Origin of the sequence: Antarcticibacterium arcticum, assembly GCF_007993795.1 — a bacterium.
Lineage (GTDB): Bacteria > Bacteroidota > Bacteroidia > Flavobacteriales > Flavobacteriaceae > Gillisia > Gillisia arctica.
In genome coordinates, this window is sequence record NZ_CP042476.1 from 293339 (window position 1) to 311010 (window position 17672).

14 protein-coding genes are annotated in these 17672 nt (G+C 40.5%); all 14 read left to right on the plus strand.

Annotation, left to right across the window (positions count from 1 at the left end):
• The first annotated feature begins 22 nt into the window (after positions 1-22).
• Complete coding sequence (locus tag FK178_RS01300; RefSeq protein WP_146830247.1) at positions 23-1861, plus strand: glycoside hydrolase family 13 protein; 1839 nt, start codon at positions 23-25, stop codon at positions 1859-1861.
• Positions 1862-1867: 6 nt separating this feature from the next.
• Positions 1868-4279 carry a glycoside hydrolase family 31 protein gene (locus FK178_RS01305; RefSeq protein ID WP_240793871.1) on the plus strand — a complete coding sequence of 804 codons (2412 nt, stop codon included), beginning with the start codon at positions 1868-1870 and terminating at the stop codon, positions 4277-4279.
• 29 nt (positions 4280-4308) lie between these two features.
• Complete coding sequence (locus tag FK178_RS01310; RefSeq protein WP_146830249.1) at positions 4309-5976, plus strand: alpha-amylase family glycosyl hydrolase; 1668 nt, start codon at positions 4309-4311, stop codon at positions 5974-5976.
• 55 nt (positions 5977-6031) lie between these two features.
• A complete protein-coding gene (locus FK178_RS01315; RefSeq protein ID WP_146830251.1) occupies positions 6032-7474 on the plus strand; it encodes an alpha-amylase family glycosyl hydrolase in 1443 nt (480 codons plus the stop codon).
• A gap of 125 nt (positions 7475-7599) precedes the next feature.
• Positions 7600-8586 (plus strand): 6-phosphofructokinase, encoded by a 987-nt coding sequence (gene pfkA / locus FK178_RS01320; RefSeq protein ID WP_146830253.1) that lies wholly within the window; start codon positions 7600-7602, stop codon positions 8584-8586.
• 18 nt (positions 8587-8604) lie between these two features.
• On the plus strand, positions 8605-9603 hold the full coding sequence (gene gap / locus FK178_RS01325; protein WP_146830255.1) for a type I glyceraldehyde-3-phosphate dehydrogenase: 999 nt from the start codon (positions 8605-8607) through the stop codon (positions 9601-9603).
• Between the two features lie 93 nt (positions 9604-9696).
• Positions 9697-10557: an N-acetylglucosamine kinase gene (locus FK178_RS01330; RefSeq protein WP_146830257.1), complete on the plus strand. Its 861-nt coding sequence runs from the start codon at positions 9697-9699 to the stop codon at positions 10555-10557.
• 49 nt (positions 10558-10606) lie between these two features.
• Complete coding sequence (locus tag FK178_RS01335; RefSeq protein WP_146830259.1) at positions 10607-12145, plus strand: YifB family Mg chelatase-like AAA ATPase; 1539 nt, start codon at positions 10607-10609, stop codon at positions 12143-12145.
• Between the two features lie 76 nt (positions 12146-12221).
• Positions 12222-13379, plus strand: coding sequence for a DUF2891 domain-containing protein (locus FK178_RS01340; RefSeq protein WP_146830261.1), 1158 nt, complete (start codon positions 12222-12224; stop codon positions 13377-13379).
• Positions 13376-14596: an Nramp family divalent metal transporter gene (locus FK178_RS01345; protein WP_146830263.1), complete on the plus strand. Its 1221-nt coding sequence runs from the start codon at positions 13376-13378 to the stop codon at positions 14594-14596. Before FK178_RS01340 ends, FK178_RS01345 begins: the two co-directional genes overlap by 4 nt.
• A gap of 11 nt (positions 14597-14607) precedes the next feature.
• Positions 14608-15348, plus strand: coding sequence for a 5-oxoprolinase subunit PxpA (pxpA, locus tag FK178_RS01350; protein ID WP_146830265.1), 741 nt, complete (start codon positions 14608-14610; stop codon positions 15346-15348).
• Entirely contained in the window at positions 15333-16076 is a 744-nt protein-coding gene (gene pxpB, locus FK178_RS01355) for a 5-oxoprolinase subunit PxpB (RefSeq protein WP_240793872.1), read from the plus strand. The genes pxpA and pxpB overlap by 16 nt, the downstream gene beginning before the upstream one ends.
• Positions 16066-16926, plus strand: coding sequence for a 5-oxoprolinase subunit C family protein (locus FK178_RS01360; RefSeq protein WP_146830267.1), 861 nt, complete (start codon positions 16066-16068; stop codon positions 16924-16926). Before pxpB ends, FK178_RS01360 begins: the two co-directional genes overlap by 11 nt.
• Before the next feature lie 246 nt (positions 16927-17172).
• Positions 17173-17562, plus strand: coding sequence for a hypothetical protein (locus tag FK178_RS01365; protein WP_146830269.1), 390 nt, complete (start codon positions 17173-17175; stop codon positions 17560-17562).
• The last annotated feature ends 110 nt before the right edge of the window (positions 17563-17672 follow it).

The window sequence follows — 17672 nt, forward strand, 5'->3', positions numbered from 1 at the left end:
GAAAATATAAATACGCGCAATTATGAAATTAAAATTATTTTTATTTCTAATGCTTTGGGGGAGTTTGGTACAGGCCCAAATTCAAAAAACGGAACCTCCATTCTGGTGGAGCGGGATGAACAATCCTGAGCTTCAGATTATGTTTTACGGGAAGAACATTGCTCAATATGATATTGTTGTAGATAAAAGTGTTACCGTTACCGGTATTATTAAAACTGAAAATCCTAACTATGTTTTCGTAAACCTTAAAACCGAAGGCCTTCCTACAGGGGATTATAAGATAGATTTTAAACGGAACGGGAAAATTGCGTTCAGCCATAATTATGAATTAAAAGATCGCCGGGAAAATTCTGCCTTGCGCAAGGGTTTTGATGCGAGTGATGTAATGTACTTAATAATGCCTGACAGGTTTGCCAACGGTGATCCCGGGAATGATGCCCACCCATCTGTAACCGAAAAGCCCAACAGGGAATATCCCGGGGGGAGACACGGGGGAGATATACAGGGGATCATTGATAATCTGGATTATTTAAATGACCTGGGAGTAACGGCTATATGGAATACTCCTATGCTGGAGGATAATGATCCCCGGTATTCTTACCATACCTATGCCCAAAGCGATGTGTATAGAATTGATCCGCGATATGGCACCAATGAGGATTATAAAAGACTGGCGGCTGAAATGCACAAAAGAGATATGAAGCTGGTGATGGATTATGTCACCAACCATTGGGGTGCCGAGCACTGGATGATCAAAGACCTGCCTGCATATGACTGGATAAACCAGTTCCCCGGCTATGAAAATTCAAATTACAGAATGACCACCCAGTACGATCCCAATGTTGCCCAACGTGATCTCATGTATTGTGTAGATGGGTGGTTTGTAAAGTCAATGCCGGACCTTAATCAAAGAAATCCGCTGGTTTTGAACTATCTTACCCAAAATGCGATCTGGTGGATAGAGTATGCAGATCTGGATGGTTTTAGAGTAGATACCTATTCCTATAATGATAAAGAGGGGATTGCCAAATGGACAAAATCCATTATGGATGAGTATCCAAATTTTAATATTGTTGGAGAGGTTTGGATGCATGACCAGGCGCAAATATCTTACTGGCAAAAAGACAGTCCAATTGGTGCCATTCAAAGTTTTAATTCCTATTTACCCTCGGTAATGGATTTCACCTTGCACAATGCTTTAATGGTGATCTTTGATGAAGAATTAGCAACCTGGGACAAGGGAATGATCAAAGCCTATGAAAATTTTGTAAATGACTTTTTATATGCCGATATTGACAATATCCTGGTTTTTGCAGGAAATCATGACACCGGCAGGATCAATGAGATCTATGACAATGACCTTAATAAATATCAACTGGCAATCACGCTGGTATTAACCACTCGTGGAATACCCCAATTGTATTACGGGGATGAAATTGGAATGAGAGGGGAAAAAGATAAGGGAGACGGAGATATAAGAAGGGATTTTCCAGGCGGTTGGGAAGGAGATACAAATAATGCTTTCTCAAGTGCAGGGCGGGATGAATTACAGGAATCCTATCATTCATTCACCAAGACTTTGCTTAACTATAGAAAGAATAAAGAGGTGTTGCATTTTGGAAAACTCCTGCAGTATCTCCCTGAAGATAATGTTTATGTATATTTCAGGTATAATGACAAAGACCGGGTAATGGTTGTCCTTAATAATAACCCGGAAGCACAGGAACTTGACCTAAGGCGGTATGCTGAAGGTTTGAATGGTTTCAAGGGCGGAAAGGAAATACTTTCAAATCGCCAAATTGACCTGAAATCAACGCTAAAAATCGAGGGAAAATCCCCTATGGTAATTGAACTAAACTGATAAATTTTGAAGACAAACCCTAAAAAATTTCCGGGAGTAAAAAGATTAAGTTCCCTGCTGCTGTTTTTTCTGATCCCATTATTAGGATTGTCTCAAAATCAGGACAGGAAGTATTCCGGGCATCAGGTAAGCGGGGATACTGTTTTTGTTAAAACCAGTGATGGCGATTATAGAATTGTTTATTACACTCCCCAGATCGTAGAAACCTCCTTTATCCCAACGGGCGAAAATTTTAATAAAAAATCCCATGCTGTGGTTTTATCCCCTGCCAAAGTAATGCAGGGGATTGAAGAGGATGATAATACCTTAAAAATAGATACTGAAGGAATTGATATTTCCATAATTAAAAAACCATTCCAGGTGGCCTATTATTATAAGGATGAAATGGTGATCTCTGAAAAAGAAGGTTTTTTAAAAGGGAAAGAACATCAAAAACTGAATTTCAATCTGGAAGATAAGGAAATGTTATTTGGAGGCGGGGCCAGGGCTTTGGGGATGAACCGAAGGGGAAATAGGCTGGAACTTTATAACAAGGCGCATTATGGCTATGAGGATAGAGCAGAATTGCTTAATTATTCCCTGCCAATTGTAATTTCTTCTGAAAAATATATGCTGCATTTTGATAATGCACCAATTGGTTTTCTTGATCTGGATAGTTCAAAGAACAATACCTTAACCTATGAAACCATAAGTGGCAGGAAAACATACCAGCTTATTGTAGGGGAAACCTGGGAAACTATGGTTGGAAATTATACCCTGCTTACCGGAAGACAGCCTATGCCCCCTCGTTGGGCTCTTGGTAATTTCTCCAGCCGCTTTGGTTATCATTCTCAAAAAGAAGTGCTTGAAACTATTCAGAAATTTAAAGAGGAGAACATTCCCGTAGATGCCGTGATCCTTGATTTATTTTGGTTTGGAAAGGAAATGATGGGTACCATGGGAAATTTGGAATTTGAACGGGATTCGTTTCCAGATCCTAAAAAGATGATCTCCCGTTTAGAAGATCAGGGAGTGAAAACCATTCTGGTAACAGAGCCTTTCATCCTTACTACTTCCAATCGCTGGGAAGATGCTGTAAAGAAAGAGGTTCTTGCCACAGATAAAAAGGGGAAACCTTTTACCTATGACTTTTACTTTGGGAATACCGGGTTGGTAGATATCTTCAAACCGGAAGCCCGGGATTGGTTCTGGGATATTTATAAAGACCTTAGCGAAATGGGAATTTCCGGGTGGTGGGGAGACCTGGGAGAACCGGAAGTTCACCCGGCAAATTTACAGCACGTCACCGGTTCGGCCAATGAAATGCACAATATTTACGGGCATTCCTGGGCAAAAATGATCTATGAAGGTTATGAGCAGGATTTTCCGGCGCAACGACCTTTCATCCTTATGCGGGCAGGAGCCGCGGGGTCCCAGCGTTTCGGGTTGATCCCCTGGAGCGGAGATGTGAACCGCAGTTGGGGTGGATTACAATCTCAGCCTGAAATTTCCCTGCAAATGGGACTACAGGGGCTTGCCTATATGCATTCAGACCTGGGCGGTTTTGCGGGAGATAACCTTGACGATAAATTATATGCCCGTTGGTTACAGTACGGAGTTTTTCAGCCTCTATACAGGCCACACGCCCAGGAGGCAGTACCTTCTGAACCCGTTTTCAGGGAACCTCAAACAAAAAGGTTGGCGAAAAAAGCAATCGAGTTACGTTACCGGCTTTTGCCTTATAATTATAATCTCGCCTGGGAAAATAACCAGTCCGGAATTCCCCTTATGAGACCATTGTTTTTTGAAGAACCTGAGAATGGAGACCTCTTTGAGGTAACAGATACCTATTTATGGGGTAAGGATTTTCTTGTTTCAGCAGTAATGGCTGATTCCCTTTTAGAGAAACAGGTTTATTTCCCCGGGAAAGATAACTGGTTTGATTTTTATTCAGGAAAAAAATATAAAGGTGGCACCACCCAAACCATCACCTTAAAAGAAGATCATATTCCCACATTTGTTAGGGGCGGTGCTTTTATTCCAATGGCAAAACCCGTTCAAACAACAAGGGATTATAAAGGAGAAGTAGTTGAGGTTCATTATCATTATGACCCCGAAAAAAAGAAAAGTGCGGGGTATTTATATCATGATGATGGGACCACGCCCGAAGCTTTTGAAAAAGGAGCCTATGAAAAAATAAATTTTGAAAGTGCGTTTAATGGCAATTCCCTTGACTTAAAAATAGAAAAAGAAAAAGGCAGTAATGTCACGAATGAAGTTCAATTGATAGAATTGATTATTGAGAATCTTGAGCGCCCCGTGAATGTAGTTTGGGTTAATACATTAAGGTTTACAAGTAAGAATTTCATGCATAACGGCAAGCTGGTGATCCCTATAAGATTTGACAATAATATTACCACCGTAAAACTTGAATTTTGAGACCTGTGATAAAAACTGAATTTAATTATATGAAAAAATTAATACTGGTAGTTTCAGCCCTGTTGTTTCTGGGATGTAATACTCTTATAAACCCGGAAGATAAAGCTGTAGCAGTAGCTGAAAGTGAGTTGCCTTTTGTTTGGGAAGCAGCAAATATTTATTTTCTTCTTACAGATCGTTTTAATAATGGAGATCCATCTAATGATGAAAACTTTGGGAGAACCCTGGAAACAGCCAAATTGCGGGGTTTTGAAGGTGGAGACTTTAAAGGGATCACTCAAAAGATAAATGAAGGATACTTTAATAAACTTGGAATTAACGCAATTTGGATGACACCTGTTGTTGAACAAATTCACGGTGCTACCAATGAAGGCACAGGGAACACCTACGGTTTTCACGGGTATTGGACCAAAGACTGGACCGCCATAGACCCAAATTACGGGACGGCAGAAGACCTTAAAGCGCTGGTAGAGGCCGCTCATGAAAAAGGGATCAGGATCCTGCTGGATGCTGTGATCAACCACACCGGCCCGGTGACCGAATTAGATCCCCTATGGCCGGAAGAATGGGTGCGTAATGATACTGCCTGTACCTATCAAAATTATGAAACTACAGTTACCTGTACCCTGGTTGAAAACTTACCAGATATAAGAACAGAAAGCAATGAGGAGGTAGAATTACCTGTTCACCTGGCAGAGAAGTGGAAAGCTGAAGGAAGATATGAAAAGGAAGTTGCAGAACTTGATGCCTTTTTTGAACGCACCGGGCATCCCCGGGCACCACGTTTTTATATTATGAAATGGCTGGCAGATTATATCGCAGATTATGGAATTGATGGTTACAGGGTAGATACCGTAAAACATACCGAAGAATACGTGTGGCAGGAATTCAAAGCTGTTTGCGACTATGCGTTTTCAGAATACAAGGAAAATAATCCTGGAAAAGTGCTGGATAACAATAATTTCTATCTGCTTGGCGAAGTATATAATTACGGTATAAGCAGTGGCCAATACTTCGATTTTGGTGATAAAAAAGTGAATTATTTTGATGAGGCTTTTAACAGCCTTATCAATTTTGAGTTTAAGTGGAATGCAAAGGAAATGGACCATGAGGCCTTGTTCAGTAAAATGAATACGGTATTGAACAGCGACCTGGCAAATTATGGGACCGTTAATTACCTGAGTTCACATGATGATGGCCAACCCTTTGATGCGGCCCGGGAAAAGCCATTAGAAACTGCAACCAAACTTCTTTTAAGCCCGGGTACTTCCCAGGTATATTACGGAGATGAAACCGCCAGGTCTTTAGTTATTCCCGGTACACAGGGAGATGCCACCCTGCGCTCGGTTATGAATTGGGAGGAGGTCAATACTTTGGAGAGCACTAAAAATGTTTTAAGTCATTGGCAGAAACTGGGGCAATTTAGAGCGGCACACCCTGCTGTGGGAGCCGGGGACCATAAATTGATCACAGCAGCTCCATATTACTTCTCCCGGATCTATACTGCTGAAAACCTGACAGATGCCGTAGTAATTGGTCTGGAATTGCCTGCAGGCCCAAAAGAAATACCTGTAACGGATGTTTTTAAAGACGGGGAGAAAATTCTGGATGCATACTCGGGAATTTCAGCAGAAGTAAAAAATGGAAAGGTTATGATAGATACAGAATACACCCTCGTGCTGCTGGAAAAATTATAAAAAAGAGAATGATCTACCAATGTTTATGACCTATAAAATTTCTAAATATCAACAAATGAAAAAAATTGCTATCACGTTTGTAAGCGCATTATTTGTTCTTACTTCCTGTAAAAATGAAACTAAACAAACCACTGCAGTTGAAACCCAACAAGAGGAAGTTATTGCTCCTTTTGAGGATAAAATGATTGAAACTGCGGTGCTTTATGAGGCTAATATTCGTCAATATTCCCCTGAAGGAACCTTTGAGGCCTTTACAAGGGATATTCCGCAGTTAAAGGAACTGGGAGTTAAAATTATATGGTTAATGCCTGTTTATCCTATTTCTGAAAAAAACCGAAAGGCCACCGGGGGCGGTTTTGTTGCCGAAATAGAGGACGAGGCGGAAAGAGCTAAATATTTGGGAAGCTATTACGCGATTTCAGATTATACAGATGTAAATCCGGAATTTGGTACCAAGGAAGATTTTCAGAATCTGGTTGATACCGCTCATGAAAATGGAATGTATGTGATCCTGGACTGGGTTGCCAACCATACCGGGTGGGATCACCATTGGTTAACTGAAAAACCAGATTTCTACACCAAAAACGATAAAGGTGAAGTTATAGATCCTGTTGATCCAAATACCGGGGAATCCTGGGGATGGACAGATACTGCAGATCTTAATTATGACAATAAGGAGTTATGGGAAGCAATGACGGCAGAAATGAAATATTGGGTAGAGGAACATCAAATTGATGGCTTTAGGGCCGATGTTGCCGGTGAGGTGCCAACAGAGTTCTGGGAACAGGCGATTGAGGAGATTAAAAAAACCAGATCGGTTTTCATGCTTGCAGAGTCTGAAAAAAAGGATCTTTTCAATAATGCATTTGATATGGGTTACAACTGGGAGGGACATCATATCATGAATGCAATGGCCCAGGGAAAAATGGGGGTGAAGGAGTGGGATGCCTATATGGTTAAAATAGATTCCATTTACGGGCAGGATGATGTGCTGCTGAATTTTGTTACCAATCACGATGAAAATTCCTGGAATGGAACTGTAAAGGAACGTATGGGCGATGCCTCTGAGACCTTTCTTGCGCTAACCTATACTTTACCGGGGATGCCGCTTATTTACAGCGGGCAGGAATATGATATGAACCACAGGCTTAAATTCTTTGAGAAGGATACTATTCCAAAAACCAAAGGAGAGGTGTGGCCAGTGCTGGTAAAATTGGGTGATCTTAAGAACAATTCTACCGCCCTACACGGCGGGAAGGATGCCGCGGGTTATGAGCGTTTAACCACATCGGCAAATGAAAAGGTACTGGCCTTTAAAAGGAGTAAACATGGAGAAGAATTGATCTATGTCGCAAATATGACAAAGGCACCGGTGAAATTCACAATGGATGTTATCGGCAATTTTGATGATTATTTTCAATCTGCAACCATCTCCATTATAGGGGCCCAGGAAATGGAGTTTCAACCCTGGGAATATAAGATTTTGATAAAAAGGTAGTTTTTTTCTTAATGCTTTAAAAAGAGTCTCAATTTTGAGGCTCTTTTTTGTTAGTTATTAACCGAAAACGTTTGAGTATCAGCAAAAATTAGGTTTTAAGTCTAAATTCGAATAAATTTACACTAATGCAAAAAAAGATAAATAAGATAGGAGTTTTAACCTCAGGAGGGGATGCTCCCGGCATGAATGCCGCAATAAGAGCCGTAGTAAGAAGCTGTGCTTACCAAGAAATTGCCTGTTCAGGAATTTACCGTGGCTACCAGGGTCTTATTGAAAATGACATAGAAGACCTCGATGCCCGTTCCGTTCGAAATATTATAAGTAGAGGGGGAACATTCTTAAAATCGGCCCGCTCCAGGGAATTCCAAACTAAGGAAGGCCGTCAAAAAGCCTTTACAAATTTAAAAAACGCAGGAATAGATGCCCTCATCGTAATAGGTGGAGACGGGACTTTTACCGGCGGACTCATTTTTGAAAAGGAATTCGATTTTCCGGTTATTGGCATTCCCGCAACTATAGATAATGATATTAATGGTACAGATTTTACCATAGGTTATGATACCGCCCTTAATACAGTAGTAGATGCTATTGATAAAATAAGGGATACTGCAAGTTCTCACAATAGATTATTCCTGGTAGAAGTTATGGGCCGGGATGCAGGTGCAATTGCCCTTAATAGCGGCATAGGTGCCGGTGCTGAGGAAATATTGATCCCCGAGGAAAATAATGGGATTGAAAGGTTAATGGAATCCTTAAAGCAGAGTAAAAAGTCCGGGAAGACCTCCAGCATTATTGTTGTTGCCGAAGGGGATAAAAGCGGAAAAAATATTTTTGAACTGGCAGAATTCATCGGCGAAAGTCTTGAAGGCTATGATATAAGAGTTTCAGTACTTGGCCATATCCAGCGGGGAGGCTCCCCAAGTTGTTATGACAGGGTGCTGGCAAGCAAGCTGGGTGTGGGTGCCGTAGATGCAATTTTGGAAGGAAAGAGAAATATTATGATAGGGATAAATAATCAAAAAGTGACTAGTGTTCCTCTGGAAACAGGGATTAAAGGAGAGCATAAAATTGATAAAGATCTAAGAAGGGTGGCAAGCATCACTTCAATTTAAAATTTAAATATAATTAAGATGAGTACAAAAATTGGAATTAACGGTTTTGGCCGTATTGGAAGAATTGCATTTAGAATTGCTATGGAGAGCAAGGATGTAGAAGTTGTAGCGGTAAATGATCTTTTAGATGTAGAGCATTTGGCATATCTTTTAAAATATGATTCGATACACGGGCAGTTTAAAGGAACTGTAGATGTGAAGGATGGTAATCTTGTGGTAAATGATAAAACCATAAGAGTTTCTGCTGAAAGAAACCCTGAGGATCTTAAATGGGGTGACGTAAATGCAGAGATAGTTATAGATTGTACAGGAATTTTTACCGATCTGGCTGGAGGAAAAAGACATATTGAAGCTGGTGCAAAAAAGGTTGTGATCTCTGCACCTTCAAAAGATGCTCCTATGTTTGTAATGGGTGTAAACCATAAAGATCTTAAGCCGGAAGATACTATTGTGTCTAATGCTTCCTGTACTACCAACTGTCTTGCTCCACTTGCAAAGGTTGTGAATGATAATTTTGGGATTGTTGAAGGTTTAATGACTACAATTCACGCCACCACAGCTACGCAGTTAACAGTAGATGGTCCCTCCAAGAAGGACTGGAGAGGTGGTAGAAGTGCCCTTATGAACATTATTCCTTCCTCTACCGGAGCAGCCAAAGCCGTAGGAAAAGTAATTCCTGAACTTGACGGGAAACTTACGGGAATGGCTTTTAGAGTACCAACAGCAGATGTTTCTGTAGTAGATCTTACTGTGCGTACAGAAAAATCTGTATCTTACGAGGAGGTGAAAGCCGCATTCAAAAAAGCTTCAGAAGGAGAGTATAAAGGCCTTATCTCTTATACTGAAGAAATGGTTGTTTCTCAGGATTTTGTATCCAATTCCTACATCTGTAATTTTGATGCTGAAGCAGGGATTGCATTAAATGATAATTTCTTTAAATTAGTAGCCTGGTATGACAATGAATATGGTTATTCTGCAAAGCTTATTGAATTTGCGGCGCACGTAGCATCTGTATAGTCTCTGGCATACTTTAAAAAAATTAAAAGGCTGTTTTAAAAGCATTTTTAATTGCGGTTAAAACGGCCTTTTTTACTATCTAAAGAAACTACAATGATATTAATTGCCGATGGCGGTTCCACAAAATGTGACTGGATCCTTTTAAATAATTCAGGGGAACAGATCTTTAAGACAAGAACAAAAGGATTAAATCCGGCTGTTTTTCCTGAATTAATGCTGGAACAAAGAATTGATGAAAATCCTGAGCTACAGGATGTCAAAAATAAAGTTGAAAGAGTTCATTTTTTTGGTGCCGGTTGTGGCACTGAAGCTCCCAGAAGGTTGCTTCAGGATATCATAGCCAATTTTTTCACCAATGCCTCTGAAGTTATTGTGAAAGAAGATATGGTTGCTGCCGCCCTGGCTGCTACTACAGAGCCCGGTATCGTTTGTATCCTGGGTACAGGTTCCAACAGTTGTTATTTTGACGGGGAAGAGGTGCATATGGCGGTAGCCTCCCTGGGATTTATTCTTATGGATGAAGCCAGCGGAAATTATTTTGGTAAGCGTCTCATAAGGGATTATTACTACAAAAGAATGCCTCCCGAGCTAGCCCTGAAATTTTCAGCTACCTTCAATCTTGATTCCGATGAGATTAAGAAGAATCTTTATAAAAAGGAAAATCCAAATACCTATCTGGCCTCTTTTGCTGAATTTATTTTCACCAATGAGCGAAATGGATATTTCTATAAACTGGTTCACGAAGGTATTCAGGAATTTATCAACACCAGGGTATTGTGCTTTAAACAAGCCCAGAATGTCCCAATTCATTTTATAGGAAGTATCGCATTTTTTAGTGAAGACATTATACGTGCTGTTGCCCAACCATATAACCTGGAAATTGGAAATATTATAAGACGCCCTATAGATGCTCTTATAGAACATTACCGCAAAAATGTGTTAACTACTTATTAACGAGCTTTCTATAAATTTTTATTTACATTTAATAAAATCCATTTTTTAAATGTTGGTAAAAGTTTATGGAAGCGCCGTTTTTGGGGTTGAAGCAACCACGATAACGGTAGAAGTTAATATGGCTAAAGGTATAGCGTATAATCTCGTGGGCTTACCAGATAATGCTATAAAGGAAAGCAGTTTTCGCATTGCGGCCGCGCTTCAGAATAATACCTACAAATTCCCGGGAAAAAAGATTACCATAAACATGGCTCCGGCAGATCTTCGCAAGGAAGGATCTGCTTATGACCTTACCCTGGCCCTGGGAATTCTGGCCGCTTCCCGCCAGATCAAAGCCGATGATATTGATAAATATATAATAATGGGTGAGCTTTCTCTTGATGGAAGCCTGCAACCCATTAAAGGCGCCCTGCCTATAGCCATTAAAGCAAAGGAAGAAGGTTTTAAAGGTTTTATTCTCCCAAGCCAGAACGTGAAAGAAGCTGCCATTGTAAGCGGCCTTGAGGTGTACGGGGTAGATAATATTCTTCAGGTGATAAAGTTCTTCGATAAGGGGGAGCCACTGGAGAGAACTATCATTAATACCCGCGAAGAATTCTATAACAGTCTTGAACACCTTGAACATGATTTTGCCGATGTTAAAGGGCAGGAATCCATCAAGCGTTGCATGGAGATTGCCGCGGCAGGGGGCCATAATATAATTTTAATAGGGCCGCCAGGTGCGGGTAAGACTATGCTGGCAAAGCGCCTTCCAAGTATTCTGCCGCCTATGACACTACACGAAGCCCTGGAAACTACAAAAATTCATAGTGTTGTAGGTAAAATAAGGGAAAATGTGGGGCTTATGTCGCAACGTCCTTTTCGCAGTCCCCATCATACAATCTCAGATGTTGCCCTGGTAGGAGGTGGTGCATATCCTCAACCGGGAGAGATCTCCCTGTCCCATAACGGGGTGTTGTTTCTGGATGAATTGCCTGAATTCAAAAGGGGTGTGCTGGAAGTAATGAGACAGCCCCTTGAAGACAGGGAAGTAACAATTTCCCGGGCAAAATTTACCGTAACCTATCCATCCAGCTTTATGCTGGTGGCGAGCATGAATCCCAGCCCAAGTGGGTATTTCAATGATCCTAATGCACCCATGACCTCTTCTCCCGCAGAGATGCAACGTTATTTAAGCAAAATAAGTGGCCCGCTTCTGGACCGTATAGATATTCATATTGAAGTTACCCCGGTTCCTTTTGAAAAGCTAAGTGAAGAGAGAAAAGGGGAAAGTAGTGTAGAAATAAGAAAAAGAGTTACCAGCGCACGTCAATTGCAAACAGAAAGATTCCGTGATTTTGAGAACATACATTACAATGCACAAATGGGTGTAAAGCAGATAAATGCCTTCTGCCAGCTGGAAGCCGGTTCCAAGCAATTGCTAAAAACAGCCATGGAGCGGCTAAATCTTTCGGCCAGGGCTTATGACAGGATCTTAAAAGTCTCCCGTACCATTGCAGATCTAGAAGGCGCCCCAAATATACAGGGGAACCATATAAGTGAAGCCATTCAATACCGCAGTCTGGATCGGGAAGGCTGGTTAGGTTAATAATTTCTTACTTTTTATTTCCTTATTTTAGATTTTAATACATTTGGAAAAACTAAATCCATACAAGCCCCTAATAATGAAAAACATACTCCCTGTACTTTTGCTCGTATTTGTCTTAGGTTGTAAAGGCGAAGACCGTTTAAAATCTGAAAACGGTAATAGTTCCCAGGACAGTGCAGCAGGTTCAGTGCTTTCCATTGATGCCCTTTTAAGTGAAGACAGGGTTGAAATGAATCTTGAAGAGGCCAATAAACTTGCCAATCTCCCGTTGGCCTGTTTAAACACTCAATATCCAAATAAACTGGGGCAAACCCTGGGAAGTGAAAAGGACCTTTTATCTCCTATAGACTTGCACCCCGCATTTTATGGCTGCTTTGACTGGCATTCCTCCGTTCACGCGCATTGGTCCCTGGTACGATTGTTAAAACGATACCCAAAATTGGAGAAAGCTTCTGAAATAAAAGAAAAACTGGAGTCTTCCCTTACCAAAGAGAACATTGCTAAGGAAATGGAATATTTTAGTAAGGAACATAACCTTGATTATGAGCGCACTTACGGGTGGGCCTGGCTGCTTAAGCTTTCAGAAGAACTTTACACCTGGGATACCGATATGGGAGCAGAACTCTCAGCTAATATTAAACCGCTTGCCGACCTTATTGAACAGCGCTTTGCAGATTTTCTTCCTAAACTCAACTATCCAATTAGGGTGGGGGAGCATACCAATACAGCCTTTGCGTTAAGTTTTGCCTATGATTATGCTGTGGTTACAGAGAATGAAGAGTTTAGAGCGCTTATAGAAAAAAGAGCCCGGGATTTTTATTTAACAGATAAAGAATGTCCCATAACGTGGGAGCCCAGCGGCTTTGATTTCTTATCTCCTTGTCTTGAGGAGATTGACATTATGAGAAAAGTTATTCCTAAAGCGGCTTTTTCCCTATGGTTGGATAAGTTCATGCCCCAGCTTAAAAAGCCGGATTTTGCATTGGTCCCCGGTGAAGTGTCAGATCGTAAAGATGGAAAACTGGTACACCTGGACGGCCTTAATTTTAGCCGCGCGCGGGTTTTTTATGGTCTAATGAACCAATACCCTAATGATTTTGCCCACCTTAGAAAATTGGGAGATCAGCATGTTAATCATTCTTTTTCCAATTTGGTAGATGATAGTTATGAAGGGGGACATTGGTTGGGAAGTTTTGCAATTTACGCATTGGAGGAATCTAAAAAGGCCAGGTGAGCTGGTTAAAAAATGTAGGACCCGGGGTTTTGGTCTCGGCGGCATTTATTGGGCCTGGTACCGTGACGGTGTGTACCCTTGCAGGAGTTAATTTTCAATATGCCCTTTTATGGGCATTATTGCTTTCTATCCTGGCCTGTGTTATTCTTCAGGAAATGGCAGCCAGATTGGGTATTATTGCCCAAAAGGGTTTAAGCGAGTGTATAAGGGCAGAAATTAAAAGCCCTGTTGTAAAGTTATTTTCCATAATCTTAATATTCTCTGCCATTGTGGTAGGAAATGCTGCTTATGAGGCAGGAAATATCACCGGAGCAGTCCTTGGTATTACTGCAATTGCTCCTTCCCTTTCCTTTCAAATTGGACAATTCACCCTAAACCTATGGAGTATCATTATAGGCGCAATAGCCTTTAGCCTTTTATATTTGGGAAATTACAAGCTTCTGGAAAAAGTATTTATTGGCCTTGTGGCATTGATGAGCATTTCCTTTATAGTTACCGCTTTATTGGTAAAACCTGATATTTCCGCAATATTCAAAGGCCTGTTCATTCCAACAACCGGTACTGCTGGAATTCTAACGGTTATAGCTTTGGTAGGAACCACTGTGGTTCCTTACAACCTGTTTTTACATGCTTCCCTGGTAGGCGAGAAATGGAAAGAACCGGGAGACCTTAAAATCGCCCGAAAGGAACTTACCTGGGCAATTGTCCTGGGGGGCATCGTATCCATGGCCATTGTAATATCTGCGGCCGCACCAAATTTGCCCGAAGTAACATCTGCCGCAGACCTTGCCAAAGGACTTGAACCTCTGTATGGCCAATACGCAACCTGGTTTATAGCCTTGGGGTTATTGGCCGCGGGAATAACTTCTTCCATTACAGCACCACTTGCGGCGGCTTATGTGGTAAGGGGGATGCTGGGGTGGCAGGGAGGATTAGATTCCTTTAAATTCAAAAGTGTGTGGGCAGGAATACTAATTTTGGGTGTGATCTTTTCTTCCCTGAGATTTCAGCCAATAGAAATTATAAGGTTTGCACAGGTAGCCAATGGGATCCTGTTGCCGGTTATTGCAATTTTCTTATTTTGGATAGTAAATAAAGAAAGCGTACTGGGAAAGTACAGAAATACCCTATGGCAAAATTTAATGGGGGTTATCATAATAACCATCACAATATTCCTTGGAGCTAAATCTATTTACACTGTTTTACAATCACTTTAAACAAACCAGCTATGAATCATATTCACATAAATTGCGATCTTGGAGAAGGAGGGAGCCGGGATGCCGAACTTATGCCGCTAATTTCTGCCTGTAATATTGCATGTGGAGGTCATGCGGGAACCGTGGAAAGCATCCATGATACTGTAGCTCTGGCGATGAAGTATAATGTACAAATGGGTGCACATCCTTCCTATCCCGATAAGGAGAACTTCGGAAGGTTTTCCCTGGAAATGGAACCGGAAGATCTAAAACAAACCCTTGTTGCGCAGATCTTGAGTCTAAAACAAATAGCTGAAGCTGAAGGCGGATTCCTCTCTCATGTGAAACCCCATGGAGCTCTTTATAATGATGCTGCCAAAGATGAAAAAACCGCGCAGATCATCATAGATTCGGTATTGGAATTTGATGAAAATTGGCCTTTATATGTGCCGGAAAATTCAGTGATTTCCCGGGTGGCAAAAGGGCAAATTGGGGTGATATTTGAGGCTTTTGCAGACAGGAATTATCAGCAGAATTATCAGCTTGTTTCACGTTCAAAATCCAATGCTCTTATAACCGAAAAAGAAGAGGTTTTTAACCACCTTTTTTCTATGTTTTTTAACAAGGAAATTACGTGTGAAAATGATAAAAAAATAGCCTGTGATGCGGCCACTTTTTGTGTGCATGGGGACACCCCAAATTTGGTTGAAATTCTGCAATATTTAAGGGAGAAGTTCAAGGAAAAAGATGTAGAAATTTGGAAAGCTCCATAGTAAAATATCCGGTTATAAAACCAATGGGGGAGCGCTCAATTTTAATTGAATTTGAGCCGAAAATCAGTGAAATATATCTGGAAAAAATCCTTTTTTATAAAAATATTCTGGAAAAATTTTATCTTAAAGAAAAAGTTGAAGTAATAAACACATACAGCTCGTTATTAATTAATTACGTTTCTCATATAGAGAATATCTATGATGAGATTTCAGGGGTAAAACAAGCCATTTCGGGTACGAATATAGTGAAAAAACTTAATTCTAAACTCTATCACATTCCTGTGTGTTATGATCCCGAATTTGGATTGGACCTCAGGTATGTTTCTGAACAAAAAAAGCTTTCTCATAACCAGATTATAGACCTTCATTTCGCCCCAGTTTACACAGTTTATTTCACCGGGTTTTTACCCGGATTTTTATATCTGGGAGGGCTCGATCCAAAGCTCAAAATATCCCGCCGGGAAACCCCCCGAATGTCTGTCTTAAAAGGTGCTGTAGGAATTGGTGAAAATCAGACCGGAATTTACCCCAAATCCAGCCCCGGAGGCTGGCAAATAATTGGCAATTCTCCCGTCAATTTTTTTGATAAAACTCATGAACCTCCCTGTGAAATTTTAGCCGGTGATAAAGTGAAATTCTTTTCAATTTCCAAAAGGGAATACGAGGTTGTTTTTAATGAGGTTCAAAGTGGCAAATTTCATTTAAAAAGTGAAAAATATGAAGGCTGAAATTGAGGTCTTACAACCCGGACTATTTTCCACAATTCAGGATGAGGGACGCTTTGGATTTATGAAATATGGAGTGCCCATGAGTGGTCCTATGGATTTTTATTCTTTCCATCTTGCAAACCTGATTTTAAATAATAATCCAGGAAGTGCGGTGATGGAAATTACCCAAATGGGCCCGGTCTTAAAATTTTTAAATTCCGGATATTTTGTTATTACGGGTGCAGATTTAAAACCTGAAATCAACAAAAAGGAGATCAGAAATTATATCCCGTATTTTTTCCAGGGAGGAGATCAATTAAGATTTGGTGGCAGGCAAAATGGCTGCAGATGTTATCTGGCCGTTTCAGGGGGCTTTAAAACCCAACAGGTATTTAGAAGCCAAAGCTGGTATGAGGGAATAACAGATTATTTTCATCTTGAAAAAGGAATGAGACTCCAAACTAATGGCAGTGTATCAATTCCTTCAGGAAATGCCTCTGTAAAATATGAAACCTTACATTTTAATAAGGAGGAAATAAATGTGTTTCCGGGGCCGGAGTATGACCAGTTGCCGGAATTATTAAAAACAGATATCCTTTCCCGAAAGTTTAGAATAGACAAGGAAAATAACCGGATGGCGGTTCAGTTGGAAGAAATAGTACCCAATTCTCTAAAACCTATACTCACAGGACCTGTAATTCCGGGTACTGTACAATTAACACCCTCTGGAAAACTTATAATTTTAATGAGAGATTGCCAGACTACCGGGGGATACCCGAGGGTTCTTCAATTGAGTGAAAATGGAATGAATAGATTGGCTCAAAAGGTACAGGGAAATAGTATTACATTTCAACTCTCGCCCTTGCAGTAATCTTTGATAGCAGCGGTGCGGCTGGAAATAAGAAGTGCCGTACAGTACGGGAATTAGCAGCCCTACCTGCCAATCTATGCACAATAACGGCACTTTTTAAAACTAATAAATAATAACACCATAAAAGTACCTCGGGACTTTTCATCATACAAGGGGATTTTTCCCCAATTTCCACGTTATGTATAATTTGCCTGATTTTATTTGTTAGATTTATCTTAACTTTTCATTAAGAAATAAATAAGTGATATGGCAAAACCTATAAATTGCATAACAGTTAAAGAAGCACGGGATATACAGAATGTTTGGAAAAACTCACGGGGAAAGGAAATAGAACGGGCTCAAAAATATGAAGATACCCGTGAATTTCTTTACAGCGTAGATGAATTACAGGAATATTTGGATTATGTTCGTGAGATGTCAACTAAACAAGGTATAACCAATCCGGGAATAAGGATCTATTTTGCCGCTTACCCGGGTGCTGCTTCCAAAAAGAGTTACAGTACTGTTTTCCTTTCTGCTACCAACTCTGTGAGTTCTGTGAGTTCAGAAAAAAGTGCCGAAGATACAGTGGAAAATAATTATTCAATTGATCCCTTAAATCATAGCTCAGGCGGGGTACCTCCTGTAGATTATTAATAGTCTTTACTTTGTTTGATCTTTTCGTTGAAACACTTTTTAGGGGGTTGCTATGGGAATTGGTAGCTGCTTTGGCGGGTTCTTTTTATTTATGGAAGGTTAAAAATGTT

Excerpts from the sequence above, each read along its gene's own strand:
- FK178_RS01300 (WP_146830247.1), top strand. The coding sequence starts at position 23 with ATGAAATTAAAATTATTTTTATTTCTAATGCTTTGGGGGAGTTTGGTA.
- FK178_RS01310 (WP_146830249.1), top strand. The coding sequence starts at position 4,309 with ATGAAAAAATTAATACTGGTAGTTTCAGCCCTGTTGTTTCTGGGATGT.
- FK178_RS01315 (WP_146830251.1), top strand. The coding sequence starts at position 6,032 with ATGAAAAAAATTGCTATCACGTTTGTAAGCGCATTATTTGTTCTTACT.
- pfkA (WP_146830253.1), top strand. The coding sequence starts at position 7,600 with ATGCAAAAAAAGATAAATAAGATAGGAGTTTTAACCTCAGGAGGGGAT.
- gap (WP_146830255.1), top strand. The coding sequence starts at position 8,605 with ATGAGTACAAAAATTGGAATTAACGGTTTTGGCCGTATTGGAAGAATT.
- FK178_RS01330 (WP_146830257.1), top strand. The coding sequence starts at position 9,697 with ATGATATTAATTGCCGATGGCGGTTCCACAAAATGTGACTGGATCCTT.
- FK178_RS01335 (WP_146830259.1), top strand. The coding sequence starts at position 10,607 with ATGTTGGTAAAAGTTTATGGAAGCGCCGTTTTTGGGGTTGAAGCAACC.
- FK178_RS01340 (WP_146830261.1), top strand. The coding sequence starts at position 12,222 with ATGAAAAACATACTCCCTGTACTTTTGCTCGTATTTGTCTTAGGTTGT.
- pxpA (WP_146830265.1), top strand. The coding sequence starts at position 14,608 with ATGAATCATATTCACATAAATTGCGATCTTGGAGAAGGAGGGAGCCGG.
- FK178_RS01360 (WP_146830267.1), top strand. The coding sequence starts at position 16,066 with ATGAAGGCTGAAATTGAGGTCTTACAACCCGGACTATTTTCCACAATT.
- FK178_RS01365 (WP_146830269.1), top strand. The coding sequence starts at position 17,173 with ATGGCAAAACCTATAAATTGCATAACAGTTAAAGAAGCACGGGATATA.